Annotated in this window: 22 protein-coding genes; 9 read left to right on the top strand and 13 right to left on the bottom strand. The window is 67.4% G+C overall.

Features of this window, described 5'->3' with window-relative positions; genetic code table 11:
• Window positions 1-24: 24 nt before the first annotated feature.
• The gene (locus tag KB874_RS22150) at window positions 25-1,281 is read left to right on the top strand and encodes an MFS transporter (RefSeq protein WP_212538752.1); all 1,257 of its coding nucleotides are present in this window, start codon (window positions 25-27) and stop codon (window positions 1,279-1,281) included.
• On the opposite strand, the gene KB874_RS22145 is transcribed toward KB874_RS22150, so the two are convergent.
• From KB874_RS22145 to KB874_RS22125, 5 genes are all read right to left on the bottom strand, one after another.
• Window positions 1,278-2,276 carry an ABC transporter ATP-binding protein gene (locus KB874_RS22145; RefSeq protein ID WP_212538751.1) on the bottom strand — a complete coding sequence of 333 codons (999 nt, stop codon included), beginning with the start codon at window positions 2,274-2,276 and terminating at the stop codon, window positions 1,278-1,280. The two genes, KB874_RS22150 and KB874_RS22145, sit on opposite strands and share 4 nt — an antisense overlap.
• Window positions 2,269-3,252, bottom strand: coding sequence for an ABC transporter ATP-binding protein (locus tag KB874_RS22140; protein WP_212538750.1), 984 nt, complete (start codon window positions 3,250-3,252; stop codon window positions 2,269-2,271). The genes KB874_RS22145 and KB874_RS22140 overlap by 8 nt, the downstream gene beginning before the upstream one ends.
• Window positions 3,249-4,163: an ABC transporter permease gene (locus KB874_RS22135; protein WP_212538749.1), complete on the bottom strand. Its 915-nt coding sequence runs from the start codon at window positions 4,161-4,163 to the stop codon at window positions 3,249-3,251. Before KB874_RS22135 ends, KB874_RS22140 begins: the two co-directional genes overlap by 4 nt.
• Before the next feature lie 13 nt (window positions 4,164-4,176).
• Entirely contained in the window at window positions 4,177-5,160 is a 984-nt protein-coding gene (locus KB874_RS22130) for an ABC transporter permease (protein ID WP_212538748.1), read from the bottom strand.
• Between the two features lie 85 nt (window positions 5,161-5,245).
• Window positions 5,246-6,844 carry an ABC transporter substrate-binding protein gene (locus tag KB874_RS22125; RefSeq protein WP_249200744.1) on the bottom strand — a complete coding sequence of 533 codons (1,599 nt, stop codon included), beginning with the start codon at window positions 6,842-6,844 and terminating at the stop codon, window positions 5,246-5,248.
• A 256-nt stretch (window positions 6,845-7,100) separates the two neighbouring features.
• On the opposite strand from KB874_RS22125, the gene kce reads away from it, so the two are divergent.
• Both kce and KB874_RS22115 read left to right on the top strand, forming a co-directional pair.
• Window positions 7,101-8,033 (top strand): 3,5-dioxohexanoate:acetyl-CoA acetone transferase, encoded by a 933-nt coding sequence (kce, locus tag KB874_RS22120; RefSeq protein WP_212538747.1) that lies wholly within the window; start codon window positions 7,101-7,103, stop codon window positions 8,031-8,033.
• A 91-nt stretch (window positions 8,034-8,124) separates the two neighbouring features.
• Entirely contained in the window at window positions 8,125-9,087 is a 963-nt protein-coding gene (locus tag KB874_RS22115; protein WP_212538746.1) for a Gfo/Idh/MocA family protein, read from the top strand.
• Window positions 9,088-9,096: 9 nt separating this feature from the next.
• Here KB874_RS22115 and KB874_RS22110 read toward each other — a convergent pair whose 3' ends face one another.
• The 8 genes from KB874_RS22110 to KB874_RS22075 all read right to left on the bottom strand — a co-directional run bounded on the left by KB874_RS22110 (window position 9,097) and on the right by KB874_RS22075 (window position 17,969).
• Complete coding sequence (locus KB874_RS22110; protein ID WP_212538745.1) at window positions 9,097-10,125, bottom strand: alpha/beta fold hydrolase; 1,029 nt, start codon at window positions 10,123-10,125, stop codon at window positions 9,097-9,099.
• A 13-nt stretch (window positions 10,126-10,138) separates the two neighbouring features.
• Window positions 10,139-11,590: a homospermidine synthase gene (locus KB874_RS22105; RefSeq protein WP_249200743.1), complete on the bottom strand. Its 1,452-nt coding sequence runs from the start codon at window positions 11,588-11,590 to the stop codon at window positions 10,139-10,141.
• Between the two features lie 64 nt (window positions 11,591-11,654).
• Complete coding sequence (locus KB874_RS22100) at window positions 11,655-13,313, bottom strand: amidohydrolase (protein WP_212538743.1); 1,659 nt, start codon at window positions 13,311-13,313, stop codon at window positions 11,655-11,657.
• A gap of 61 nt (window positions 13,314-13,374) precedes the next feature.
• A complete protein-coding gene (locus KB874_RS22095; protein WP_212538742.1) occupies window positions 13,375-14,400 on the bottom strand; it encodes an ABC transporter substrate-binding protein in 1,026 nt (341 codons plus the stop codon).
• Between the two features lie 20 nt (window positions 14,401-14,420).
• Window positions 14,421-15,224, bottom strand: coding sequence for an ABC transporter permease (locus KB874_RS22090; RefSeq protein WP_212538741.1), 804 nt, complete (start codon window positions 15,222-15,224; stop codon window positions 14,421-14,423).
• Window positions 15,217-16,137 (bottom strand): ABC transporter permease, encoded by a 921-nt coding sequence (locus tag KB874_RS22085; protein WP_212538740.1) that lies wholly within the window; start codon window positions 16,135-16,137, stop codon window positions 15,217-15,219. The genes KB874_RS22090 and KB874_RS22085 overlap by 8 nt, the downstream gene beginning before the upstream one ends.
• 3 nt (window positions 16,138-16,140) lie before the next feature.
• Window positions 16,141-17,196 carry an ABC transporter ATP-binding protein gene (locus tag KB874_RS22080; RefSeq protein ID WP_212538739.1) on the bottom strand — a complete coding sequence of 352 codons (1,056 nt, stop codon included), beginning with the start codon at window positions 17,194-17,196 and terminating at the stop codon, window positions 16,141-16,143.
• A gap of 128 nt (window positions 17,197-17,324) precedes the next feature.
• Window positions 17,325-17,969 carry a TetR/AcrR family transcriptional regulator gene (locus KB874_RS22075; protein ID WP_212538738.1) on the bottom strand — a complete coding sequence of 215 codons (645 nt, stop codon included), beginning with the start codon at window positions 17,967-17,969 and terminating at the stop codon, window positions 17,325-17,327.
• Between the two features lie 144 nt (window positions 17,970-18,113).
• Here KB874_RS22075 and KB874_RS22070 point away from each other — a divergent pair, with 144 nt between their 5' ends.
• From KB874_RS22070 to KB874_RS22045, 6 genes are all read left to right on the top strand, one after another.
• Window positions 18,114-18,947 carry an FAD binding domain-containing protein gene (locus KB874_RS22070; RefSeq protein WP_212538737.1) on the top strand — a complete coding sequence of 278 codons (834 nt, stop codon included), beginning with the start codon at window positions 18,114-18,116 and terminating at the stop codon, window positions 18,945-18,947.
• Window positions 18,944-19,471, top strand: a complete 528-nt coding sequence (locus tag KB874_RS22065; protein ID WP_212538736.1) for a (2Fe-2S)-binding protein — start codon at window positions 18,944-18,946, stop codon at window positions 19,469-19,471. The genes KB874_RS22070 and KB874_RS22065 overlap by 4 nt, the downstream gene beginning before the upstream one ends.
• Entirely contained in the window at window positions 19,468-21,849 is a 2,382-nt protein-coding gene (locus KB874_RS22060; RefSeq protein ID WP_212538735.1) for a xanthine dehydrogenase family protein molybdopterin-binding subunit, read from the top strand. Before KB874_RS22065 ends, KB874_RS22060 begins: the two co-directional genes overlap by 4 nt.
• Window positions 21,850-21,896: 47 nt before the next feature.
• Entirely contained in the window at window positions 21,897-22,949 is a 1,053-nt protein-coding gene (locus tag KB874_RS22055) for a C4-dicarboxylate TRAP transporter substrate-binding protein (protein ID WP_212538734.1), read from the top strand.
• A 73-nt stretch (window positions 22,950-23,022) separates the two neighbouring features.
• Window positions 23,023-23,586 carry a TRAP transporter small permease subunit gene (locus tag KB874_RS22050; RefSeq protein ID WP_212538733.1) on the top strand — a complete coding sequence of 188 codons (564 nt, stop codon included), beginning with the start codon at window positions 23,023-23,025 and terminating at the stop codon, window positions 23,584-23,586.
• On the top strand, window positions 23,583-24,911 hold the full coding sequence (locus KB874_RS22045; protein ID WP_212538732.1) for a TRAP transporter large permease: 1,329 nt from the start codon (window positions 23,583-23,585) through the stop codon (window positions 24,909-24,911). The genes KB874_RS22050 and KB874_RS22045 overlap by 4 nt, the downstream gene beginning before the upstream one ends.
• The last annotated feature ends 19 nt before the right edge of the window (window positions 24,912-24,930 follow it).

The following is a 24,930-nucleotide window of genomic DNA, read 5'->3' as shown; positions in this document are numbered from 1 at the left end:
CCACACGGGTGCGGAGAGGGTGACATGACCGACAGGTCGGAGACAGGCGAAGCGGGCGATCCGACGGCGGCGCGGCCGGGCTGGTTGCGGCTGCCCGCCGGGATCTGGGCGCTGGGTCTGGTGTCGATGCTGATGGACGTCTCGTCCGAGATGATTCACGCGCTGCTGCCGGTCTACCTCGTCGTGGGCCTTGGCGCCTCGGCGCTGACCGTCGGCGTGATCGAGGGTATCGCCGAGGCGACGGCGGCGGTCACAAAGGTCTTCTCCGGCGCGCTGAGTGACCGGATCGGGCGGCGCAAGGGGTTGGCGGCGCTGGGATACGGGCTTGCCGCGCTGACCAAGCCGGTCTTTCCGCTGGCGCCCACGGTCGGCTGGCTGGTCGCGGCGCGTTTCGTCGACCGGGTCGGCAAGGGCATCCGTGGCGCGCCACGCGATGCGCTGGTCGCCGACATCGCACCGCCCGGTCTGCGCGGCGCGGCCTTTGGGCTGCGTCAGACGCTGGACACGGTGGGTGCCTTCCTTGGGCCGCTGTTGGCGGTGGCGCTGATGTGGGCCTTTGCCGACGATTTCACGACGGTGTTCTGGGTCGCCGTGCTGCCGGCCTTCGGCGCGCTGGCGCTGATCCTGTTTGCAGTGCACGAACCGCCACGCCCGGTGGGGCTGCGCCGGGTGCGAAACCCGCTGGCGCGATCGGAATTGCGCCTGCTGGGCGGGCTTTACTGGGCGGTGGTCGCGGTTGCGGCGGCCTTTACGCTGGCACGGTTCAGCGAGGCCTTCCTGATCCTGCGCGCCGAGGGGGCGGGCCTGCCCCTGATGCTGGTGCCGCTGGTGCTGGTGGCGATGAACCTGGTCTACGCGCTGACCGCCTACCCGGTGGGTGCGCTGTCGGACCGGGCGCCGCGCGGGGTCATCCTGGGGGCGGGCATGACCGTGCTGATCCTGGCCGACCTCTGCCTGGCGCTGGCGCAGGGGCTGTGGGGGATCGGCGCGGGCGTGCTGCTCTGGGGGCTGCACATGGGCCTGACGCAGGGGCTGCTGGCGGCTCTGGTGGCCGACGCGGTGCCGGCCGAGTTGCGCGGCACGGCCTTTGGCGTGTTCAATCTGGTCACCGGGGTCGCGATGCTGGCGGCCAGCGTGATGGCCGGGGCGCTGTGGGAGGTCTTTGGCCCGCAGGCGACCTTCCTGGCCGGTGCCGGGTTCGCCGCGCTCAGCCTGCTGGGTATCCTGCCACTCGACCGGGCGCTGCATCGCCGCAGCGCCGCCATGGGGCGCGAGGCCTAGCGCGCGGCGGTTTCCGCCATGTCCAGCCGGATGCAGGCTGCCATGCCGGTCGCGGTGGGCCGGGGCGCCGGGATCGCCTGCTTGCAGGCCTCGGTCATCGCGGGGCAGCGCGGGTGAAAGGCGCAGCCGGCGGGTGGCGAGATCGGGTTGGGGATCTCGCCGCTGACCGGCTTGCGCCGCCGCCCGGACAGCGCCAGGTCCGGCACCGCGTCCAGCAGCATCCGCGTGTAGGGATGGCAGGGGGCGCGGAACAGCGCCTTGGCATCGGCCACCTCGACCAGGCGGCCGAGATACAGCACGCCGATGCGGCTGGCCATGTGACGCACCACCGACAGGTCGTGGCTGATGAACAGGTAAGTCAGCCCGAACTCGTCCTGGAGATCGCGCATCAGGTTCAGGATCTGTGCCTGCACGCTGACGTCCAGCGCCGATGTCGGCTCGTCGCAGACGATGAACTCGGGCTTGGAGGACAGCGCGCGGGCAATGGCGATGCGCTGGCGCTGCCCGCCCGAGAATTCATGCGGGAACTTCTCGGCGTCGCGGGCCGACAGGCCAACGGTTTCCAGCAGGCGGGCCACCTCGGTCGCGGCCTCGGCGCCGGTGGCCAGGCCGAAGGTGCGCATCGGTTCGGCGATGATGTCGCCCACCCGCCAGCGCGGATTCAGGCTGGCGAACGGATCCTGAAAGATCATCTGGAACCGCCGCCGCAGCGCCCGCAGATCGGACGGCGCCATTTCCGTCATGTCCTTGCCGTCGAAGCGGATGCGCCCCTCGGACGCGCCCAGCAGTCCGACGATCATCCGCGCGATGGTCGACTTGCCCGAACCCGACTCGCCCACCAGGGCAAAGGTCTCGCCCCGCGCGATGTCAAAGGACACGTCCGCAACGGCGGTCAGCAATTGCGGTTTCTCGCGTTCGATCACGCGGTTCAGCCATGGCTTGGACACGTCGAAACGGCGCCACAACCCCTCTATCTGCAACAGGGGATCAGCCATGGGCGCTCTCCTTGGCGGCCAGCCAGCAGGCCACCTGCCGCCCGCCCGGGCGGTCCAGCGGCACGGGCCGCTCGGTGCGGCAGCGGTCGAAGGCCTCGGGGCAGCGCGGGTTGAAGGCGCAGCCGGTCGGGATGGACGACAGACGCGGCATCGCGCCGGGGATCTGCACCAGCCGGTCGCTTTCCTGCGTCAGCGTGGGGATCGAGCCCATCAGACCCCTGGTATAGGGATGCGCCGCGTCGAGGATCACGTCGCGCACCGGCCCGATCTCGGCCAGGCGCCCGGCATAGAGCACGGCGACGCGATCCGCCGTCTCGGCGATCACGCCCATGTCGTGGGTGATCAGCATCACCGCCGCGCCGCGTTCGGCGCAGATCTCCTTGATCAGGTCGATGATCTGCGCCTGCACGGACACGTCCAGCGCGGTCGTGGGCTCGTCAGCGATCACCAGTTCCGGCTCCGCGCAGAGCGCCAGCGCGATCACCACGCGCTGCCGCATCCCGCCCGAGAAATGGTGCGGGTAGTCGTCGATCCGCCGCGCTGCCGCCGGGATGCCGACGCGGTCCAGCAGCGCGATGGCGCGCTTGCGGGCGTCGACCTCGGACAGCGGCATGTGGGTGCGGATCGTCTCGACCAACTGCTGCGCGACGGTGTAGAGCGGGTTGAGGCTGGTCAGCGGGTCCTGGAACACCATTCCGATCCGCTTGCCCCGGATGCGGCGCATCTGTTCTGGCGAAAGGGTGTCGATGCGCTGGCCCTTCAGTCGGATCTCGCCCCCGGCGATGCGGCCCGGCGGTTCCAGCAGGCCGATGATGGCGGCGCCGGTCAGCGACTTGCCCGCGCCGGACTCGCCCACCATGCCCAGCACCTCGCCCGGCGCGATGTCGAAGGAAATCCCGTCCAGCGCGGTCAGCGTGCCGCGCCGGTTGGGAAACTCGACCCGCAGGTCGCGGACGGAAAGCAGCGGCTCTGTCATTTCAGCCTCGGGTTCAATGCGTCGCGCAGCCAGTCGCCCAGCAGGTTCACCGACAGGGCCAGCGCCAGCAGCGCGATGGAGGGAAACAGGATGATCCACCATTCGCCCGAGAACAGGAAACCCTGGCCGATGCGGATAAGCGTGCCGAGGCTGGGCTGGGTCGGCGGCACGCCCACGCCGAGGAAGGACAAGGTCGCCTCGGCGATGATGGCCAGCGCCAGGCCGATCGTTGCGATGACCAGCACCGGCCCCATGACGTTGGGCAGGATGTGGGTCAGCACGATGCGCACCGGGTGCACGCCGATCACGCGCGCAGCCTGAACGTATTCGCGTGCCTTTTCCACCATCGCGGCGCCGCGCACGACGCGGGCAAACTGCACCCAGTCCGACAGGCCGATGGCGACGATCAGCACCCAGATCGCCATTTCCTCGCGATAGGCGGGGGGGATCACGCCACGCGCCACGCCGAAGATCAGCAGCGCGATCAGGATCGATGGAAAGGAGAGCTGCACGTCGGCGATGCGCATCAGCAGGCTGTCCACCCAGCCACCGCGCCAGGCCGCCAGCAGCCCAACCGCGATGCCCAGCACCATCGCGAACAGCACCGCCGAGAACCCCACGAAGAGCGAGATGCGTGCGCCGTAGAGGATGGCGGAAAAGATGTCTCGCCCCTGGTTGTCGGTGCCCAGCCAGTAGGTGTTGCCGGTAAAGGCGTTGGGCTCCATCGGGGGGGTGAAGCCGTCCATCAGGTTCAGGCTGGCGGGGTTGAACGGGTCGTGCGGCGCGATCAGCGGCGCCAGGGCGGCGGCCAGGATGATCAGCAGGGCGACGAAAGCGGCGACGACCGCCACGGGCGAGTGGCGAAAGCTGTAGGCCAAATCGCTGTCCCAGGCGCGGGCGATGCGGTTCATGTCCGGGCCTCCATCAATGCCGTGCCGCGGCGCGGTCCAGCCGCAGGCGCGGGTCGACGGCGTAATACAGCAGGTCGACGACCAGGTTGATGACTACGAAGATCAGCGCGATCAGCATCAGGTAGGCGGCCATCACCGGGATGTCGACGAACTGCACAGAGTTGATGAACAGCGCGCCGACGCCGGGCCATTGGAATACGGTTTCGGTGATGATGGCGAAGGCGATGATGCTGCCCAGTTGCAGGCCGGTGATGGTGATGACCGGCACCAGCGTGTTCTTCAGCGCGTGGCCGAAATTCACGGCGCGATCAGACAGGCCACGGGCGCGGGCGAACTTGATGTAGTCGGTGCGCAGCACCTCCAGCATCTCGGCCCGCACCAGCCGCATGATCAGCGTCATCTGGTAAAGCCCAAGCGTGATCGCCGGCAGCACGATCGAGGCGCGCCCCGAGGGCGTCAGCAGCCCCGTGCGCCATGGCCCTACATCCACGGTCTCGCCGCGCCCGAAACTGGGCAGCCATTGCAGCTCGACCGCGAAGACCCAGATCAGCAGTACGCCGATCAGGAAGGTGGGCAGCGACACGCCGACCAGCGAGACGGTCATGATCGTTCCCGACAGCCAGCCGCGCCGGTTCAGCGCCGTGTAGACGCCCAGGCCCACGCCAAAGACAAAGGCCAGCGTGCCAGAGATCAGAGCCAGTTCCAGCGTCGCGGGCAGGCGCGACAGGATCAACTCCATCACCGGCTGTTGCAGCCGGTAGGAGATGCCGAAATCGCCGGAGGCGGCGCGGGCGATGTAGCCGGCGAACTGCACAATCACGGGGTCGTTCAGGCCGAGACGGTCGCGCAGCGCCTCGCGGTCGGCCTGACTGGCCTCCTGGCCCATCATCGTGGCAACCGGGTCGCCGACGAAGCGGAACAGCGAGAAGGACACCAGCGCCACGACCAGCATGACAAGCACGGATTGCACGATCCGGCGCAGGACATAGGCGATCATCGCAATCCCCGGGAGAGGGAAGGGGCCGGAACGATGCCGGCCCCCTCGATGGCAGGATGTGGCGCAGAGCGGGTTCTGCGGCCGGTTACTTGAACGTGACGGTCGTCATGCTCGGCTGGTTTTCCGGATGCACGGCGATCTCGACATTGTCCTTCGCGGCATAGGCGAGAAGCTGGTTGTGCACCATCAGGAAGACGCGGTCCTGCTGGAGGGTCTGCCAGATCTCGGCGATGGTCGCGTCGCGCTTGGCAAGGTCGGTCTCGGTCGCCAGCGACTCGATCTTGGCGTCGATCTCGGGGTTGTTGTAGCGCGAGCCGTTCCAGCCGCCGCGGCCGTCCGCCGGGCTGTGCACGAGGAAGTCGAACACGTACTGGCTGTCGAAGGTCGGAACGCCCCAACCCAGCAGGTAGAAATCTACCTCGCCGTTCTGGATCGCGGGGAAGTGGATGGTGCGCGACTGGCTGACCAGGTTCGCCTTGATCCCGATGCGGCCCAGCATGCCGACATAGGCCTGGCAGATCGCCTCGTCGTTGATGTAGCGGTCGTTCGGGCAGTGCAGGTCGACGGAGAAGCCATCGGCATAGCCCGCCTCGGTCATCAGCGCCTTGGCCGCGTCGTAGTCGGGTGCGGAATACGCATCCAGCGCCGGGTCATGGCCGTTGACGAAGGGCGGCACGTTCTGCCCGCCGGGCACCGACTGGCCGCGCATCACCACCTGGCGGATCGCGTCGCGGTCCAGCGCCAGCGCCATCGCCTCGCGCACCTGCGGGTTCTTGAACGGGTTGTCGCCGGGCACCGATTTCAGGCTGTCCGAGGTCATGTCATAGGCAAAGAAGATCGTCCGGTTCTCGGCACCGGTGGTCACCGAGATTCCGGCGGTGTTCGACAGGCGCTCGATGTCCTGCACCGGAACGTCCTGCACGAAATCGACCTCGCCCGACAGCAGGGCGGCGACGCGGGTCGCGGCCTCCTTGATGGGCGTGTAGACGATCTCGGTCACGGCGGGGGCCGCATCCCAGTGGCCGGGGTTCGCCGCCAGCACAGTGCGCACCTCGGGATCGCGCGAGACCAGCGTGTAGGGGCCGGTGCCGTTGGTGTTGCGGACGGTGAACTTTTCCTCGCCAGCCTTGAAATCCTGCGGCGTCTCGACCCCGTTTGCCTCGATCCAGCCCTTGTCCATGACGAAGAAGTTGGTGAGGTTTTGCACATACAGCGGGCTCGGGCCGCTCATCTTGATGTGCACGGTATAGTCGTCGATGGCCTCGGCGCCTGCGACGGCGGTGTGCAGGCCCTTGAAATCAGAGGTTTCCGAGGTGACGCGGGTGATCGAGGCCACCACGTCCTCGGCGGTGAAGGCCGCGCCGTCATGGAAGGTCACGCCCTCGCGCAGGCGGAACACCCAGACGGTCGGATCGTCGGGATGGATGAACCACTCTGTCGCCAGCCGCGGCTTGAGCGAGCCGTCGGTGTCGCGCCGCACCAGCGTCTCGTAGATGTGGTGCAGCAGCGTCGAGGTCGGCCCCTCGTTGGCCGAATGCGGGTCGAGCGTCAGGGCGTCGCCCACACGCGCCCAGCGCAGCGTCTCGGCCTGGGCGGCGGTCAGGCCGGCTCCCAGCATGGCCGCCGAAAGCATGAGGCTCGTGGCTACGCGGCGCGCGGCCGTTCGGCTGAACGGATGTGTCATCGGTGTTTCTCCTGTCGGATGGGGCCTGATGGCCCCTCTTTGTTGCGACGCCGCAGCGGCGTCGGGTTCGCGTCGTTCGAGCCGGCAGGATAAATCGGGCCTGAGCCCTGTCAACCGGTCGCGGACGACGGGCCGGGCGAACTGCGCCGGAACGGTCAAAAGGCGGGCTGAACGCGGACCAGCGGGCGGGAAGGCTGCTTGACCCGCGTCGGAAATTCGCGACGATCCGGCGTCAGGGCGAACAGGAGGGGCGAACATGCCGACACGTGACAAGGTCATCATCACCTGCGCCGTCACCGGGGCGATCCACACGCCCTCGATGACGCCGCACCTGCCGATCACCCCCGACGAGATCGTCGAGGCCGCGCTGGGCGCCGCCGAGGCGGGCGCCGCGATCCTGCACCTGCACGCGCGCGATCCCCTGACCGGCAAGCCGGACCAGTCGCCCGAGGCGTTTGCCCCCTTCCTGCAGCGCATCAAGCAGGCGACCAATGCGGCAGTGAACATCACCACCGGCGGCTCGCCCTACATGACCGTGGCCGAGCGGGCTGAACCCGCCGCGCGCTACAAGCCCGAGGTCGCCTCGCTGAACATGGGGTCGATGAATTTCGGCTTCTTCCCGCTGCTGGCGAAATACACCGAGTTCAAGCACGACTGGGAACGCGAGCACCTGGAGGGCTCGCGCGACCTGGTGTTCCGCAATTCGTTCAAGGACATCGAATACGTCCTTCAGACCTGTTCCGGCAATGGCACCCGGTTCGAGTTCGAGTGCTACGACATCTCGCATCTCTACAACCTTGCGCATTTTGCCGAGCGGGGGCTGGTCCAGCCGCCGTTCTTCATCCAGTCGGTCTTTGGCCTGCTGGGCGGCATTGGCACCCATCCCGAGGATGTCATGCACATGAAGCGCACTGCCGACCGTCTGTTCGGCAAGGATTTCCGCTGGTCGGTGCTCGGCGCGGGCAAGGACCAGTTCCGCATCGCGACGCAGGCGCTGTCCATGGGCGGCAACATCCGCGTCGGCCTGGAGGACAGCATCTGGATCGCGCGGGGCGAATTGGCGAAGTCGAACGCCCAGCAGGTCGAGAAGGCCCGCCGCTTGGTCGAGGGGCTGGGCCTGCAAGTCGCCACGCCGGACGAGGCGCGCGAGATGCTGGCGCTGAAGGGCGCCGACCAGGTGGCGTTCTGAGGCGCGTCCGGTTGCACGACACCCGCGAACTGCCTAAGCGTCGGGTGCGGATGCTGGACAAACGACCGAAACAGGCAAAGGGGCAGGGCGCATGACCATCGACACGGCAATCATCGGGCTGGGGATCATGGGCCGTCGCATGATCGAGAACATGGCGCGTCATCCCGGCTATCGTCCCGCGACGCTCTGGGATCCCGACCCCGAGGCTTGCCGCGCCGCGCAGGCGCTGGCGCCCGAGGCCCGGATCGCGACCTCTGCCGAGGAGGCGATGGCGGGTGCGGACCTTGTCTACCTCGCCTGCCCGCCGGTGCCGCGCAAGGCCTATGCGCTGGCCGCCGCCGCTGCGGGGACACCGGTCTTTCTGGAAAAGCCGCTGGGCGTGGACGTGGCCGAAAGCGAGGCGCTGGTCGCCGGGTTGAAGGCGGCGGGCGTTCCGGCGGCCGTGAACTTCACCCAGGCGGCGGGCGCGGCGCTGACGGGTGTTTCCGCTTCGGCGCGGGCGGGGGAGCTTGGCGACCTGCAAGGCGTCGACATCGTCGTGACCTATGCGAACTGGCCGCGCGCCTGGCAGGTGGCCGCGGACTGGCTGCGGTTCCGCGACGAGGGCGGTATGACGCGCGAGGTGATCTCGCATTTCCTGTTCTTCTCGGAACGCATCCTCGGGCCGCTCTCGGTGGTCTGGGCGCGGCCCTCCTTTCCCGCCGACCCGGCGCTGTGCGAGACCCACATGCTGGCGCGGCTGGAAAATGCCGATGGCCTGTCCGTCACCATCATGGCCAGCGTCGGCGGCGCCCAGCCCGACCGGCAGGAGGTCACTGTCAAGGGCTCGGCCACCAGCCGCCGCATCACCGATTTCTACGTCGATGCGGTGTCCGAAGGCGGCCCGTTCGAGGAACGCACCGAACGCCCCGCCGATCCCCGCGCGGTCAGCCTGCGGGCGCAACTGGACGACCTGCTGCTGTGCCTGAAGGTTCAGCCGAACCGGCTGGCCACGCCGGACGAGGCGCTGCGCGTGCAGAAGCTGGTGGAAACCATGCTGGCGGGCAAGGGCTGAGGCCCGCCGTCAGGCCGGCGATCCCTCCAGCAGGTCGCACACGGCCTTTCGCAGAACCGCCTCGTCCTCGGGGTTGAACACCGGGTTGCCCGCGCGATGGCCCCAGATCGACTCGATCGGTCGGTATTCCGCGTTGGGCATCATCGCGGTTTCCAGCGCGCTGTCCTCGGGCGTGAAATAGAGGTCGGTGCGCGATGGCATGACGATCGACCGCGCGGTGATCGCCCCCAGCGCGCGTTTCAGGTCGCCGCCGTAAAGCGCGTTGTCCGATATGTCGGACGCCAGCCAGGTGTCGAGGCTGGCCAGCAGGTCGTGTGCGTCGCGGCGCAGGAAATTCGCCTCCCATGAGCGGACGATGAAATCCTCGACCGAGGCGAAGCCCGCCTTTTCGAACAGCCTCTCGCGGTAGAAGGCCTGCGACATGGCCCAGCCGGCATAGACCCGGCCCATCGCCCGCAGACCGCGCACGGGGTGCTCCGCGAAATGATCGCCGCGCCACGCAGGGTCGCCGGTCAGCGTCGCGCGCACACCCTCCAGGAACACCCGGTTGTGGATCGAGGTGCGGGCAGAGCCGCAGACCGCGCAGATGCGCGCCACCCGGTCGGGATGGATCGCGCCCCAGTGCAGCGCCTGCTGCGCACCCATCGACCAGCCATAGGCCATCGCCAAGTTCTCGACGCCGAAAACCTGTTCCAGTAGAAGGCGCTGCGCCTCGACATTGTCCCAATGGGTGATCTGCGGGAACCGACCGGGGCCATAGGGCGGCTCCACGTTCGATGGCGAGGTCGACAGGCCGTTGCCGAACATGTTCGGGATCACGATGAACCATTCGGTCGGGTCCAGCACCCGGCCCGGCCCGATCAGCCACTCGGTATCGCCGTGCTGCGCTCCGTAGGAGGTGGGGTAGAGAATGACGTTCGACCGGTCCGCCGCCAGCTTGCCATAGGTCTTGTAGGCGAGAGTCGCGCGGGGCAGGGTCATGCCCCGTTGCAGGCGAAAGCCACGTATCTCGAAAACCTGGTGATCCGCCTGCGCCATCGTCTCTCTCTCCTCAGCTCGCCAGCACGTTGCGGAACTGCCAGGGATCGCTTTCGTCGATATCCTCGGGGAACTGCGTCCAGCGATCCTGCAGCGGGGTCCAGTCGGTGTAATGCGCCTCGACCGGGCCAAGGTAGGGTCGCTGTACCTCGAGACAGCGAAGGTGATCCATCTCGTCGGTCTCGACGATGCCGGCCTGCGGGTTCTCCAGCGCCCAGACCATGCCCGCCAGCACCGCCGAACTGACCTGGAGCCCGGTCGCGTTCTGGTAGGGCACGAGGTCGCGCGCCTCTTCGTTGGACAGGCGCGAGCCATACCAAAGCGCGTTCATGGCGTGGCCGTAAAGCAGCACGCCCAGCTCGTCGATGCCTTCGACGATCTCGTCCTCGGTCAGGATGTGGTGTTTCGTCTGCTGCCGGCCCGAGCCGAACATTTCGTGCAGCGACAGGACTGCGTCGTCGGAAGGATGATAGGCGTAATGACAGGTCGGGCGGAATTCCGGCTGCGCGCCCTGGCCCACGGTATAGTAGTCCGAGATCGAGATCGCCTCGTTATGGGTCACGAGGAAGCCGAATTGCGGCCCCGGCGTCGGGCACCAGGTGTGGACGCGGGTGATCGCGCCGGGCCGTTCCAGCCAGATGCCGGCCTGGCAGCCGGTCTCGTGGCGATGGCCGTTCTCGGGGAACCAGGTCTCGTGCGTGCCCCAGCCCAATTCGGCGGGCTGGAACCCTTCCGAGATGAAGCCCTCGACCGACCAGGTGTTGACGAAGGTGCCGCGCGGTTTCGGCACGCGGCGGGCCTGGGTGTCGCGCTCGGCGATGTGGATGCCCTTGACGCCCAGCGACTGCATCAGGCGGGCCCAGCCGCCTCGGTCGGCGGGCATCGCCGCGTCGCGCCCCATGTCGGTGGCCAGGCGCATCAGCGCCTCCTTGACGAACCAGCTGACCATGCCGGGATTGGCGCCGCAGCAGCTGATGGCGGTGGTGCCGCCCGGGTTGCGCGCCTTCTCGTCCTGCACCGCCTGGCGCAGCGCGTAGTTGGTGCGCGCGGCATTGTCGGTCTCGCCGAAATAGTAGCCGGCCCAGGGTTCGACCACCGTGTCGATATAGAGAACGCCCAGTTCGCGGCAGTATGTCATGATGTCGAGCGACGAGGTGTCGACCGACAGGTTGACGCAAAAGCCCCGGCCTTCGGCGAACAGCTCTCCCAGGACCTCACGGTAATTCTCTTGTGTCAGGGCGACCTGAAGGTGCTTCAGCTTGTGCTGGCGTAGAAAGGTCGCGGCGGCGGGGTTCGGTTCGATCACCGTCAGCTTGTCGGCGTCGAAGTCGAAATGCCGCTCGATAAGCGGCCAGGTGCCCTTGCCGATAGAGCCGAAGCCGATGATGACGATGGGGCCGTCGATCCGGCCGTATACTGGATGCGCCTGGGTCACGTCTGTCTCCCTCTCTGGTCGTCCTGCCATAGGGGCCAAGGCGCGCCGACGCAATCATCTTGCCGGGCGGGACGGTGTTGTACGGCGGACGCGCTCAGACCGCGCCCTCATGGGTGATCCGCCCGCCGCAGACGGTCAGCGCGACCGGGTGGCGGTCGATCTCGTCGGGTGGCGTCGTCTCGATGTCGCAGCCCAGCATGACCACGTCCGCCGCCATCCCCGGCCGCAGTGTGCCGGTCACGTGGTCGCGATGCGCCGCCCAGGCGCCGCCGGCGGTATAGGCGCGCAGCGTCTCGGCCAGGGGCAAGCGTTCGTCGCGCGCGCCCTCATAAGGGCGCCGGGTCAGCGCCGCCTTGATGCCGCGCATCACCGAGACATCGGTCACCGGCCAGTCGCTGGCAAAGGCCAGGGGCGCGCCGCCCTCGGCCAGGCTGCGCCACAGATAGGCGTCGCCCCAGCGCGCCCGGCCGACCCGGTCCATCGTCGGTTGAAGCGGGAAATCCATCGCCCCCGGCGGATGCGAGGGTTGCAGGCTGGCGGTGATTCCCAGCGCGCCGAGACGCGGGATGTCGGCGGGGTCGATCATCTCGATATGCTCGATCCGGTGGCGGCTGTCGCGCGGGCCGTTGGCGCGGAGGGCGGCCTCGTATCCGTCGATCGTGCTGCGCACCGCGGCGTCGCCGATGGCATGCACCGCGATCTGGAGGCCGCGGCGGTCGATCTCGGTGGCGATGGCGGCAAAGCGGGCGGCGTCGAACAGCGGTTCCGACCGGTGGCCCGGCTGGTCGGGATAATCGTTCAGCATGAAGGCGGTGCCGCTGTCGATCACCCCGTCCATGAACATCTTGACGAAGCGGCAGCACAGCCAGTCGTCGTCGAATTCGGCGCTCATGGCATCGGCGCGGTCCAGTTCGGCCATGTCCATGTGCGGCTTGAAATGAAAAGGCACCTTGACCCGGCCAAGCAGGTCGCCCGCGTCGCGCATCTCGGCCAGCAGCGCCAGCGTGTAGCGGTTGCCGTCCATGTTCACCAGCGAGGTGATGCCGTGGCTGGCGCAATGGCGCAGCCCGGCCAGGACCTTGGCCTTGTCGATGGCGCGCGCCGCGGCATCAGGCCAGGGCGCGGGTTCGCCCCCGGTGGCGATGCCAATGTTCAGCCGGGCCTCGCCGCCCAGCGCGATCACGGGGGCGAAGGCCTCGAACTCACGCAACTCGCCGGTGGCGAGGCCGTCGCCGCCCATCATCACCTCGTGGCCATGCGGCGTGGCAAGGCCCGACAGGATGCCGGCCGCCTTCAGCGCGGCGGTGTTGGCCCAGACCGTGTGGTGATCGGCGGCGGTGATCGCGATGGGACGGTCGGGCAGGATCGCATCCAGGTCGTGGCGCGTCATTGGCCGCCCGATCATGCCGTAATCCGCACCCTGCGCCATCAGCAGCGGACGGTCGGGGTGGCGGTCGGCAAAGCCGCGAAAGGCGTCGCGCAGCGCGTCGATCCCGTGCAGGCCGCCGACCTGGAGATGCGCCAGTTCCGCCCCGCCCAGCACCAGGTGCAGGTGGCTTTCGACAAAACCGGGCAGCACAGTGCGCCCCTGCGCGTCGATGATGCGGGTTTCCAGGCCGGCCAGCGCCTCGATCTCGCCCCGCGGGCCCAGAGCCTGGATGCGGCCGCGGGCCAACGCGACGGCCTCGGCCCGGGGGCGGGCCGGGTCCATGGTCAGGACACGGGCATTGGAAACGATCAGGTCGGGGGGCATGGCGGGCCTAGCATGACAGGGGGACGGCCCCGCCGCAGGGGCAGGACCGTCCAGTTCGGCGTCACTTCTGCAGTTCGGTCCAGATCGCGGTGATGTATTCCGTCGCCTTGGCCGAGCAGGTCGGCAGGAAGCGCCCCGATGCCTTGAACTCCTCGGGGATCACCACCTCGGGGGCGTCCTTCATGTCGTCGGGCATGAAGGCCTCGGACCCGGAGATGCCGTTGGCATAGCGCGCAAAGGCCGACAGCATGGCGGCATTCTCGGGTTCCATGATGTAGTCGAGGAAGGCATAGGCGTTGTCGGCGTTCTGCGCATCCGCCAGCAGCGCGACCGAGTCCATCCACAGCGGATAGCCCTCTTTCGGATAGCCGTATTGCACCGGCGGGTTGGCCAGCCGCGCCCGCATGGTCGAACCGTTCCAGTTGACCGAGGCCGCCCAGTCGTTGTTCGACAGCTTTTCGGTCGCGCCGTAATCCATGCTGATCCAGTGCGGCTTGGCTGCAACCAGCCCGTCGCGCACCTTTTTCAGCACCTCGAGATCCTCGGTGCAGGGCTCGCCGCCGTAATAGAAGATGGCGAGGTTCACCACGTCGTTCATCTCGGGCACGACGTTGATCTTGCCCTTCAACTCGTCCGGCACGTCGAGAAAGACCGCCGAGGTGTTGATGTCGCCGGAATAGACAGAGGTATTGACTGCCACACCGGTCGAGCCCCACTGCCACGGCACGGTATGGGCGCGGCCCGGATCCCACGGCACGTCGCGCCATTCGGGGGCGATGTTGGCATGGTTGGGCAGTTTCGACAGGTCGAGCGGCTGGATCAGCCCCTTTTCCACCCAGATCGGCACGTAGTTTGCCGAGGGCACCACCAGGTCGAAACCGTGACCGCCGGCCTCGACCTTGGCCAGGGCTGCGTCGTTGCTGTCATAGTCGGTGACGATGACCTTGATGCCGGTGTCGGCCTCGAACTTTTCCAGCAACTCGGGGCTGGTGTAGTTGCCCCAGTTGAACAGGTTCAGCACCCCCTCGGCATGGGCGAGGCTCGTCGTCGCCAGCAGCGTGGCCAGTGCGGTCAGTGTCGTTTTCATCTCAGTTCTCCCTGGTTTGGTCAGTTTCTCTTTCGGGTGAGTAGAAAGAATGCGGTCAGCAGGAGCACGGTCAGCGCCAGCAGCGCGGTCGAGATCGCGTTGACCTCGGGCGTGACGGCGCGGCGCAGCTGGCCCAGCATGTAGGTAGGCAGCGTATCCTGCCCGCCGGACTTGACGAACTCGGTAATGATGACGTCATCGAGGCTGATGACGAAGGCCAGCATCGCCCCCGCCGCGATGCCCGGCGCCAGCAGCGGCAAGGTCACGTGGCGAAAGGTCTGCCAGGGCGTCGCGTAAAGATCGGCCGCTGCGGTCTCCAGCGTCATGTCCATCCCCTCCAGCCGCGCCCGTATCGGCAGGTAGGCGAAGGGGATGCAGAAGGCCGAATGCGCCGCGACCAGGTAGCCAAGGCCCTGGTACCCGGTCGCCACCTTGATCGAGGCGAAGAAGATCAACAACGCCACGGCGGTCACGATCTCTGGCACCATCAGCGGCTGGTTGATCATCACGTAAATGAAGGTCTGGCCGCGAAAGGCCGCGCGCCGCGTCGTGCCCAGTGCCGCCATCGTCGCCAGCGTGGTCGCGATGGCACTGGCCCAGGCCGCCACGATCAGCGAGCGCAGCGTGGCGTCCTGCACCGCGCGGTTGCCCCAGGCCTCGGTATACCAATGCAGCGAGAACCCCTGCCAGACGGCGATCGATGGCCCGCCGTTGAAGGAATAGACCACCAGCGTCACAATCGGCAGGTAGAGGCAGACGAACACGCCCAGCGCGATGGTCGCAAAACCGGGCAGCCCGGCGACGGAGAAGCGACGCTCAGCCATGGCTGCCGCCCCCGGACCCGCTGCGATTGATCGCGCGGACATAAAACAGCAGCGCGACGGTCACGATCACCAGCAGCGTCATCGACAGCGCCGCGCCCAGCGGCCAGTTGCGGCCCTGGCCGAATTGCAGCTCGATGAAGTTGCCGATCATCATGTTCTTGCCTCCACCCAGGATGCGCGGCGTCACATAGGCGCCGAGCGAGGGCACGAAGACCAGGATCGACCCGGCCACGATGCCCGGCTTGACGATGGGCAGAATCACGTGGCGCAACACCTGCATCCGGCTGGCATAAAGATCGTATGCCGCCTCGAGCAGCCGCATGTCGAAACGTTCGATTGCCGCGAACAGCGGCAGCACCATCAGCGGCAGGTAGACATAGGCCATGCCCACCAGCACCGCACCCTCATTGTACAGCATCTGGATCGGCGCGGCGATCAGCCCGGTCTTGAGCAGCGCGGTGTTGATCAGCCCCTCGGTCCGCAGGATCTCGCCGATGGCGAAGGTCCGGATCAGCAGGTTCGTCCAGAACGGGATGGTCATCAGGAACAGCCACAGCGCGCGCTGCGCCGGCGGCCGGGTGGCGATGAACCAGGCGGTGGGAAAGCCCAGCGTGAAGGTGATGAGCGTCGTCAGCAGCGACAGCTTCACGCTGCGCCAGAAGATCGTCATATGGGCGTCGGCCAGGTTCAGCGTGCCGTCGAATATGTCGCGTGAAAACAGGATGCCGACCCAGCCGTCCAGGCTGAATTCCCAGATAACGTTGCCATACTGGCCCTTTTCCAGGAAGGAATAGACCAGCACGATCATCAGCGGCCCCGAGGCGGCAAACACCAGTAGGGCCAGCGCGGGCGCCGAGAGAAGCCAGCCGTTGCGGTCGGATCTTCGGCGCAGCGTGTCCTCGGGGCGGCTCATGCGTCAGTCCCCGATCAGACGCGCCGCGCCCGGCGCAAAGGCGACGCCCACGCCGTCGCCCGCCGCGATTCCCGGATCGCCGCCCGGCGGCAGCGGCAGCCGCGCAACCAGCGCGGCGCCGTCGGACAGGCGCAGGTGCACATGCATGTCGGTGCCGAAATAGATCAGGGTGTCGACCGTGGCGGCGATCGCGCCGGGCTGGTCGGTGGCGACGACGCCCACCTGTTCGGGCCGTACCGTCAGCACCGGGCCTTCGCCCAGCGCCGTCACCTCGGCGCCACAACCCAGCCGCGCGCCGTCCGCGCCTTTCGTCACCGGCAGGAAATTCGTCTCGCCGATGAACCCGGCGACGAAGCGGTTGATCGGGGCAGTATAGATCTCGCGCGGGGTGGCGACCTGTTGCAGCCGCCCCGCGCTCATCACGCCGATACGGTCGCTCATGGTCAGGGCTTCTTCCTGGTCATGGGTCACGAAAACGAAGGTGATTCCGGTTTCCTTTTGCAGGCGCTTCAGTTCGACCTGCATTTCCTTGCGCAGCTTCAGGTCCAGCGCCGACAGCGGTTCGTCCAGCAGCAGCACCTTGGGTTGCGGCGCCAGCGCCCGGGCCAGCGCGACGCGCTGCTGCTGCCCGCCCGACAGCTGTGCCGTGGCGCGGTCGGCGAGCTCCTCCATCTTGACGAGGGCCAGCATGCGATTGGTGCGGTCCTCGACCTCGGCCCGGTCGCGCCCCTGCATCTTGAGGGCGAAGCCGACGTTCTCGCGCACGGTCAGGTGCGGGAACAGCGCGTAGGACTGGAACACCGTGTTCACCGGGCGGCGGTTCGGGGGCAGGGTGGTCACGTCCTGCCCGTCCAGCAGGATCGTGCCGCCGCTGGGCATCTCGAAGCCCGCGATCAGTCGCAGCAGGGTTGTCTTGCCGCAGCCCGATGGCCCCAGCAGGGTAAAGAACTCGCCCTTGCGGATGGACAGAGAGACGTCGTCCAGCGCGCGGACTGCAACCTTGCCCTGGCCGAAGCTCTTGACCACGTTCTGTGCCGTTACGGCGTCCTGGGATGTCAATTGGCAGCGCCCCCTTTCCGCCAGCTTGGCGGATCAACCCCCGCGCCCGCAACCGGAATCTGCGCATGAGGGGTGTTTGGGGCGGGGGCCGCCGCCTTGGCGGGCAGGGCCGGCTGGTGCGGCCCGGCTCAGTCCTCGGGGCCGATGCCGCAGAACGCGAGATACCTGTCGATGGCCCGCGCGATGGCCTCGTCAGGATCGTCGGGCGGCGGCATGCGGTAGATGTGCTGCCGGATGCCGATATAGACGATGCCGCCATGCAGGTTCCAGATATCCTCCATGGTCGGTTGCGCGCCGGGCGTGGCCAGCGCCTCTGTCTCGGCCAGCAGCGGGCGGAGAATCACATCGCCCAGGTGTTTCAGGTAGCGATGGTTCAGCGCGGCCCCGGCGAGGCCCGAGAACATGAAGATCCGCATCCATTCGCGCTGGAAGATCAGCGCGCTGTATTCGTTGTAGAAGGCCAAAAGCCGCGCCCGCAGCGGCACCGAGCGGTCGGTAAGCCGGTCCGGCCAGTCGGGCGAAAGCCGGCCCAGGTAGACCCGTTCGTAGACCGCCTCGATCAGATCATCCTTGGTCGCGAAGTATTTGAAAAGAAGGGATTGTGTCACGCCCAGCCGGCGCGCCAGGTCACGCGTGTTGCCGTCCAGCCCGACCTCGGCGAAAAAGCGCACGGCCTCGTCCAGGATCTGCTGGCGGCGTTCCTCGGGCGGCAGGCGGCGGCGTGTGCCGCCATCCTCGGTCTCGGCCCGGGATGTTTCGGTCTGTCCGTCCATGTCATGCGCCTCCCACGAGGTTCCCTAGCGCAACTTTGTGCTTGCAACGACTCGATAATTATAGATCATCTGCTCAACAAGATTGAGCAAATGCTCAACAACGGGCGCGGTCCAGTGCCGCACCCGAGGGGAGGGGAGAAGGCCATGAAGGCATCGGTTGGCGGCTATGCCCGCGCCAGCAGTCTTGACCATGCGCTGCAGCTTCTGGCGTCGGCCGAGGGGGCCGGGCGCGTTCTGGCCGGGGGGCAGAGCCTTGTCGCCGCGATGAACATGCGGCTGTCGACGGGGGACCTGCTGGTCGACATCTCGCGCCTGTCGGAACTGTCGGGCGTTTCGGACGAAGGCGATACCCTGCGCATCGGCGCACTGAAGCGGCATGCGGATGTGGGGCGCGACGCGCTGGTTTGTGCCCATGCGCCGCTGCTGGCCGAGGCCGTGCACTACATAGCCCACGCCGCGATCCGCAATCGCGGCACCATCGGCGGCGCCTGCGCCCATGCCGACCCGGCGGCGGAGTTTCCGGCCTGCGTGCTGGCCCTGGGCGCGACGATGCACGTTGCCGGGCCGCACGGAAGCCGCGCTATCCCTGCCGAGGATTTCTTCGAGGACGTCTTTGCCACCGCCATCGAAGAGGGAGAGATCCTGACCGCCATCACGGTTCCCAAGGCCGGATCGGGCGAGGCGCAGGTGATCGAGGAAGTGGCGCGTCGTTCGGGCGATTACGCGTTGGCGGGGCTGTGCCTGGTAAAGCGCGACGCGGGGCATCGCGTGTCGCTGTTCTCGGTTGGGCCCAAGCCGATCCTTGCCACGGGCGCCATGGCCGCGCTGGATGCGGGCGACCTGGACGGCGCCGTGGCCGCGCTGGCGGGTGAACTGGACCCGCCGTCGGATACCCAGGCCAGCGCCGCCTATCGCCGGCACCTGGCGGGCGTGTTGCTGCGCCGGGCCGTAGCCCGGACCGAGGGAGGGAAAGCATGACCGAGATGTTCCGCGACAAGGTGGACGTGGCGCTGACCGTGAACGGAGAACCCGTCGAGGCTCGGGTGCCTGCAGGCCAGCACCTGATCGACTTCCTGCGCCAGACGGTCGGCCTGACCGGCGCGCATGCCAGCTGCGAACACGGCGTTTGCGGCGCCTGCACCGTTCGGGTGAACGGCGAGGCCGTGCGCGGCTGCCTGATGTTGGCGGCCCAGGCCGATGGCGCCGAGGTCTGGACGGTCGAGGGCCTGTCGGACAGCGCAGCCATCGCCGACCTGCAAGAGGCCTTTGTCGCGCGCAACGCGGCGCAATGCGGTTTCTGCACGCCGGGGATGCTGGTCGCCGCCGAGGAACTGCTGTCGCAGGGCGGCCTGCCCTCGCGTGCGGAAATCCGGGAACACCTCTCGGGCAATTACTGCCGCTGCACGGGCTACGAGGCCATCGTGGATGCGGTCGAGGACGTGGCGCGCGCACGCGGCGGCGAGGACGTGGCGCGCGCACGCGGCGGAAAGGGGGCGGCATGAGCATCGCATTCGGCAACCCGGACCGCCCGAATTCCTACATCGGCAAGACGGTTCCCCGCCCCAATATCACCAAGCTGGTGCAGGGGCGCGGGCGTTATGTCGACGATATCGTGCTGCCGCGCATGGTGCATGTGGCCTTCGTGCGGTCCCCGGTCGCGCATGGAAAGATCACCGGGATCGACATTGAGGCGGCGAAAACCGTGCCGGGTGTGCTGCGCGTCTTTACCGGCGCCGACCTGGCCGAGGTCTGCACGCCCTGGGTCGCGGTCCTCGCGCATCTCAAGGGGCTGAAATCGCCGCCGCAGCATCCCATGGCCTTGGATCGCGCCTGTTGGGTGGGTGAGCCGGTTGTGGCCGTTGTTGCCACCACCCGCGCCGCCGCCGAAGAGGGCGCGGCGCTTGTCGAGGTCGATTACGAGGCTCTGCCCGCCGTCACCGACACGATGACCGCGCTGGACAAGACGACGCCGGTCATCCACCCCGACATGGGTGACAACCTGGCCTTCCGCCGCCTGCACGAAGAGGGCAACGTGGACGCGGCGCTGTCCACCGCCCACAAGGTCGTCACCGCAAGCTTCCGCACCGCCCGGCACACCGGCGTGACGCTGGAGCCGCGCTCGATCCTGGTCGACTGGAACCCCGCCGAAGGGCAGATGACCGCGTATCACGCGACGCAGGCGCCGCACATGATGCAGACGGTCTTTGCCAAGCACCTGGACATCCCCGAAAGCCGCGTGCGGGTGATCTGCGGCGACGTTGGCGGCTCCTACGGCATCAAGGTGCATGTCTATCCCGACGAGGTCGCCACCGCGACCATCGCCAAGATCATGGGCCGCCCGGTCAAGTTCATCGCAGACCGGCTGGAAAGCTTCACCACCGACATCCACGCCCGCGACCACGAGATCGAGGCGAAGATCGCGGTGGATGCCGAGGGCAGGATCCTCGCCATCGACGTGGACGACTGGACCGGGATCGGCCCGTATTCGGTCTACCCCCGCACCTCGGCCATCGAGGGCAACCAGGTGGTGAACCTCTGCGGCGGGCCGTATGACTTCGCCAATTACCGTGCGCAGACCACCGTCGTCTTCCAGAACAAGACGCCGACCTGCCAGTATCGCGCCGTGGGCCACCCGATCGCCGTGGCGATCACCGAGGGGCTGGTCGACATGGCCGCCGCCGCCATCGGCATGGACCCGGTCGAGATCCGCCGCCGCAACATGTACCGCGATGACGCCTATCCCGTGACCTCGCCCGCCAAGATGCGCTTCGAGGGGCTGTCGCACCATGCCTCTATGGACAAGCTCATGGAGATCATGGATTACGACGCGCTGCGCGCTGACCAGGCCGAGGCGCTGAAGCAGGGCAAGCGGCGCGGCATCGGCATTGCTTCCTTCATCGAACTGACCAACCCCTCGCCCTTCATGTACGGCATCGGCGGGGCGCGCATTTCGGCGCAGGACGGCTGCACCGTGCGGATGGACCCGGACGGGTCGGTCGTGGCGCTGTCCGGCGTGACCGAGCAGGGGCAGGGGACCGAGGCGATGCTGAGCCAGGTCGTGGCCGAGGGCGTCGGGGTCAGCCCGTCCAAGGTGCGCGTCATCACCGGCGACACCCAGGTGACACCCTATGGCGGCGGCACCTGGGCCTCGCGGGGCGCGGGCATTGGTGGCGAGGCGGCTTTGCAGGCGGCCCGCGCGCTGCGGTCCTCGATCCTCGAGGTCGCGGCGGCGATGTTGCAGGCCGATCAGGGCCTGCTGGACATCCGCGACGGCCAGATCGTCGATACCCAGACAGGCGAGACGCGCATGCCTTTGGAGGAGTTGGGCCGCATCGTCTATTTCCGGGGGGACACCCTGCCCAAGGGCCTGCCGCGCGAACTGGTGCAGACCCGGCACTTCATCACGATGGACTACCCGTTCGCCTTCACCAACGGCGTGCAGGCGTCTTACGTCGAGGTCGATACCGATACCGGCGTCGTCACGCTGCTGAAGCACTGGTGTGTCGAGGATTGCGGCCGGGTGATCAACCCGCAGCTGGTCGACGAGCAGATCCGCGGCGGCATCGTGCAGGGGCTGGGCGGCGCGCTGTTCGAGGAAATCCACTATGACGAAGACGGGCAGTTGCTGAACGGCTCGATGGCGGATTACCTTGTGCCGATGGCGGCCGAGATGCCGGACATGGTCATCGCGCATGTGGAAACGCCCACCAAGGAAAGCGAACTGGGCGCCAAGGGCGCGGGTGAGGCCGGAACCGCAGGCGCCCCTGCTGCCGTGATGAACGCGATCAACGACGCGCTTCGCCCGCTGGGGGCGCAGGTGACAGAAATGCCCTTCACGCCGGAACGCATCCTGCGGGCGCTGGGCACGATCCACGACTGAACCAATCGGGCGCACGGGGAGCGCGCCCATCCAAGGGAGGAAAACCAATGAAACTCATGACCATCACCACGGTCACCGCCATGCTGCTGGGCAGCGCGGCCTTTGCGCAGCAAAGCATCACCGTCAACATCGGCTCGTCGCATCCCGAGGCCAACATCTGGGTCTACGCGATGAAGAACACCTTTCAGCCCGAGGTAAACCGGATCCTCGCCGAGGGCGGCAACGAATACCAGGTCAACTGGGTCGAGAACTATGCCGGCACGCTGTACAAGTTCACCGACACCCGCGAGGCGGTGATGGACGGGATCGTGGACGTGGGCATGGTCGGCACGGTCTGGGAAGGGGCGAACATGCCGCTCCAGAACGTGACCTATTTCACGCCCTTCGCCACCGAAGATCACCGCATGATCATCGAGATCTTCGACGACCTGTCGGAAAGCCTGCCCGAGCTGAAGAACAGCTGGGCCGAGAACGGCATGGTGCACCTGTCCTCGCTGATCACCGACAGCTACGACATCTACGCAAACTTCCCAGTCGCCTCGATGGCCGACCTGCAGAACCGCAAGCTGAACGCGCCAGGCACCTCGGCGAACTGGCTGCAGGGCACCGGCGCGACGCCGGTGGATGGCGCGCTGACAACCTATTATACCAACATCCAGACCGGTGTGACCGAGGGCGCGCTGTCCTTTGCCTCGGGCATCCTGCCGACCCGCGTCTACGAGGTCGCCCCGGAACTGACCCGCGTCGGCATCGGCTCGATGTATTTCGGCGGCATCGCCGCCAACAAGGCCTTTTTCGAGGGTCTGCCCGAACCGGTTCAGGCGGCCTTCCGCGAGGCGGCCAAGGCGACGTCTGTCGCGCATGGCGACTATGTGGGCGACCTGGCCGCCCGCGCCCTGACCGAGATGCAGGCCGCCGGCCTGACCATCCACCAGCTGCCCGACGAGGAAAAGGCGAAGTGGGTCAGCGGCCTGCCCAACATCATCGAACCCTGGCTGGAACAGACCGGCGATGCGGGCAAGACCGTGCTCAAGGCCTATTTCGCCGCTCTGCGCGAGCGCGGCGCAACCCCGCTGCGCAACTGGGACGAAGGTCTCTGACCCACAGGTGACACGTTGCGCCCGCCCGGTCATGATGGCCGGGCGGGCGTTACTTTGACGGCAGGAGACGGGCATGAGCGACGACAGCGCGGCAGAGCTTGACGACGGGTTCGTCCCGGCCTTTTCGCAGGCGCCATACGGCGCCGTGCTGGGCAGCCTCGCCGCGGCCATGTCGGCGGTCGGCACGGCCTCGATCGGGGCGCTGATGCTGCTGATCGTGGCGGACGTGATCGGGCGGAACTTCCTGAACATGCCGATCACCGGCGTCTCCGAGATCGCGGCGCGCGGCGTGGTCGCCATCGTCTTTCTCCAGGTGCCCGCCGCCATCCTGCAAAGGCGCCTGACGCGGGCGGATTTCCTCGTGCGCCGGATCGAGCGTGCCTCTCCCCGCGCCGTCGCGGTGATCGAGGCGCTGTTCTGCCTGTCGGGCGCGGTGGTCTTCGGCCTTGTCCTGTGGGCGTCCTGGCCGAAATTCCCCGAGGCCTGGGCGACGGCGGAATTCTTTGGCGTCCAGGGCGTCTGGACCATCCCCACATGGCCCTTCCGCGGCATCACCGTGCTGGGCAGCGCCGTGGCCGTGCTGGCCGCGCTGTATCGCGCGACCGAGGAACTTCGCACCCTGAGGACCCCTGCATGACCACGCTTGTCTTCGGTTTCGTGCTGATCGGCCTGCTGGTCGCGCTGGTCCTGCTGGGCATGCAGATCGCCTATGCGCTGTTCGGCGTGGCCTTTCTCGGGATCTGGTTGATCCGCGACAATATCGGCCTGGCCTTCCGCATGCTGGAACTGACCGCCTATTCCGGTATCGCGGACTATCTCTTTGCCACCATTCCGCTTTTCGTGCTGATGGGGCTGCTGGTCAGCGTGTCGAACGTGGGGCGCGACACGTTCGAGGTGGCCGAGGAACTGCTGCGCCGGATGATCTGCGGTCTGGGCGTCGCGACCGTGGCCGCGAACACGATCTTTGCCGCCGTCACCGGCGTCTCCATCGCCTCTGCCGCTGTGTTCACGCGCGTCGCGGTGCCGGAAATGGTGCGGCACGGCTATCGTCCGGCCTTTTCGGCGGGCACCGTGGCGGGATCGTCGGTGCTGGGCATGCTGATCCCGCCCAGCCTGCTGCTGATCATCTACGGCGTGCTGGCCGAGGTCTCCATCGGGGGCATGTTCATCGCCGGCGTGGTGCCGGGGCTGATGCTGGCGGGCGGTTTCGTCGCGATGCTGGTCTGCGTCACGCTGCTGTTCCCGCGCTTCGTGTTGACCGATCCCGACAGCGCCCGCGAACGGCGGCTCGACCGCGATTTCGAGCGGATGCCGCTGCGCGTGATGATCGGCAAGCTGATCCCGATCCTGTTGCTGGTTCTGCTGGTGCTGGGCGGACTTTACACTGGTTTCTTCACCCCGACAGAGGCGGGCGGCATCGGTGCCTTCGGCGCGCTGCTGATCGCGCTGTCGAGGCGCAGCCTGGACCGGCACAAGCTGTGGCAGGTGATGAAGCAGACCGGCGTGATCTCGGTCTCGATCCTGCTGCTGCTGATCGCGGCCTCGTTCTATTCGCGGATGCTGGCCATCGCGGGCCTGCCCAACGCCATCGCGGGGCTTGTCACCGACTCGGGTTTTGGCCCTTTGGGCTTCATCTTCTTCTACGCGGCGATCATTTTGCTGATGGGCATGATCCTCGACAGCACGTCGATCCTGTTGATCATGGTGCCCATCGCCACGCCCATCGCGCAGGGCATGGGGATCGACCTGATGCACTTCGGCATCGTCACGGTGCTGGCGGTCGAGATCGGGCTGCTGACGCCGCCCTTCGGGATTTCCGTCTTTACCGTGCACAACACGCTGAACGATCCGGATGTCTCGGTGGAACAGATCTTTGCCGCGACGCTGCCGTTCATCGGGGTGATGCTGCTGGTTTTGGTGATCGTGGCGCTGGTGCCGTCCACGGTGACGGTCTTTCTTTAGCGGGTCGGGGGCTGGGCGG

This window comes from Thetidibacter halocola (assembly GCF_018224955.1).
In the GTDB taxonomy this organism is placed as follows: Bacteria; Pseudomonadota; Alphaproteobacteria; order Rhodobacterales; family Rhodobacteraceae; genus Thetidibacter; species Thetidibacter halocola.
Note: the sequence above shows the minus strand (reverse complement) of the source record. Positions and strands in the feature narration are given on the sequence as shown.

Excerpts from the sequence above, each read along its gene's own strand:
- KB874_RS22150 (WP_212538752.1), top strand. The coding sequence starts at position 25 with ATGACCGACAGGTCGGAGACAGGCGAAGCGGGCGATCCGACGGCGGCG.
- KB874_RS22145 (WP_212538751.1), bottom strand. The coding sequence starts at position 2,276 with ATGGCTGATCCCCTGTTGCAGATAGAGGGGTTGTGGCGCCGTTTCGAC.
- KB874_RS22140 (WP_212538750.1), bottom strand. The coding sequence starts at position 3,252 with ATGACAGAGCCGCTGCTTTCCGTCCGCGACCTGCGGGTCGAGTTTCCC.
- KB874_RS22135 (WP_212538749.1), bottom strand. The coding sequence starts at position 4,163 with ATGAACCGCATCGCCCGCGCCTGGGACAGCGATTTGGCCTACAGCTTT.
- KB874_RS22130 (WP_212538748.1), bottom strand. The coding sequence starts at position 5,160 with ATGATCGCCTATGTCCTGCGCCGGATCGTGCAATCCGTGCTTGTCATG.
- KB874_RS22125 (WP_249200744.1), bottom strand. The coding sequence starts at position 6,844 with ATGACACATCCGTTCAGCCGAACGGCCGCGCGCCGCGTAGCCACGAGC.
- kce (WP_212538747.1), top strand. The coding sequence starts at position 7,101 with ATGCCGACACGTGACAAGGTCATCATCACCTGCGCCGTCACCGGGGCG.
- KB874_RS22115 (WP_212538746.1), top strand. The coding sequence starts at position 8,125 with ATGACCATCGACACGGCAATCATCGGGCTGGGGATCATGGGCCGTCGC.
- KB874_RS22110 (WP_212538745.1), bottom strand. The coding sequence starts at position 10,125 with ATGGCGCAGGCGGATCACCAGGTTTTCGAGATACGTGGCTTTCGCCTG.
- KB874_RS22105 (WP_249200743.1), bottom strand. The coding sequence starts at position 11,590 with ATGGCAGGACGACCAGAGAGGGAGACAGACGTGACCCAGGCGCATCCA.
- KB874_RS22100 (WP_212538743.1), bottom strand. The coding sequence starts at position 13,313 with ATGCCCCCCGACCTGATCGTTTCCAATGCCCGTGTCCTGACCATGGAC.
- KB874_RS22095 (WP_212538742.1), bottom strand. The coding sequence starts at position 14,400 with ATGAAAACGACACTGACCGCACTGGCCACGCTGCTGGCGACGACGAGC.
- KB874_RS22090 (WP_212538741.1), bottom strand. The coding sequence starts at position 15,224 with ATGGCTGAGCGTCGCTTCTCCGTCGCCGGGCTGCCCGGTTTTGCGACC.
- KB874_RS22085 (WP_212538740.1), bottom strand. The coding sequence starts at position 16,137 with ATGAGCCGCCCCGAGGACACGCTGCGCCGAAGATCCGACCGCAACGGC.
- KB874_RS22075 (WP_212538738.1), bottom strand. The coding sequence starts at position 17,969 with ATGGACGGACAGACCGAAACATCCCGGGCCGAGACCGAGGATGGCGGC.
- KB874_RS22070 (WP_212538737.1), top strand. The coding sequence starts at position 18,114 with ATGAAGGCATCGGTTGGCGGCTATGCCCGCGCCAGCAGTCTTGACCAT.
- KB874_RS22065 (WP_212538736.1), top strand. The coding sequence starts at position 18,944 with ATGACCGAGATGTTCCGCGACAAGGTGGACGTGGCGCTGACCGTGAAC.
- KB874_RS22060 (WP_212538735.1), top strand. The coding sequence starts at position 19,468 with ATGAGCATCGCATTCGGCAACCCGGACCGCCCGAATTCCTACATCGGC.
- KB874_RS22055 (WP_212538734.1), top strand. The coding sequence starts at position 21,897 with ATGAAACTCATGACCATCACCACGGTCACCGCCATGCTGCTGGGCAGC.
- KB874_RS22050 (WP_212538733.1), top strand. The coding sequence starts at position 23,023 with ATGAGCGACGACAGCGCGGCAGAGCTTGACGACGGGTTCGTCCCGGCC.
- KB874_RS22045 (WP_212538732.1), top strand. The coding sequence starts at position 23,583 with ATGACCACGCTTGTCTTCGGTTTCGTGCTGATCGGCCTGCTGGTCGCG.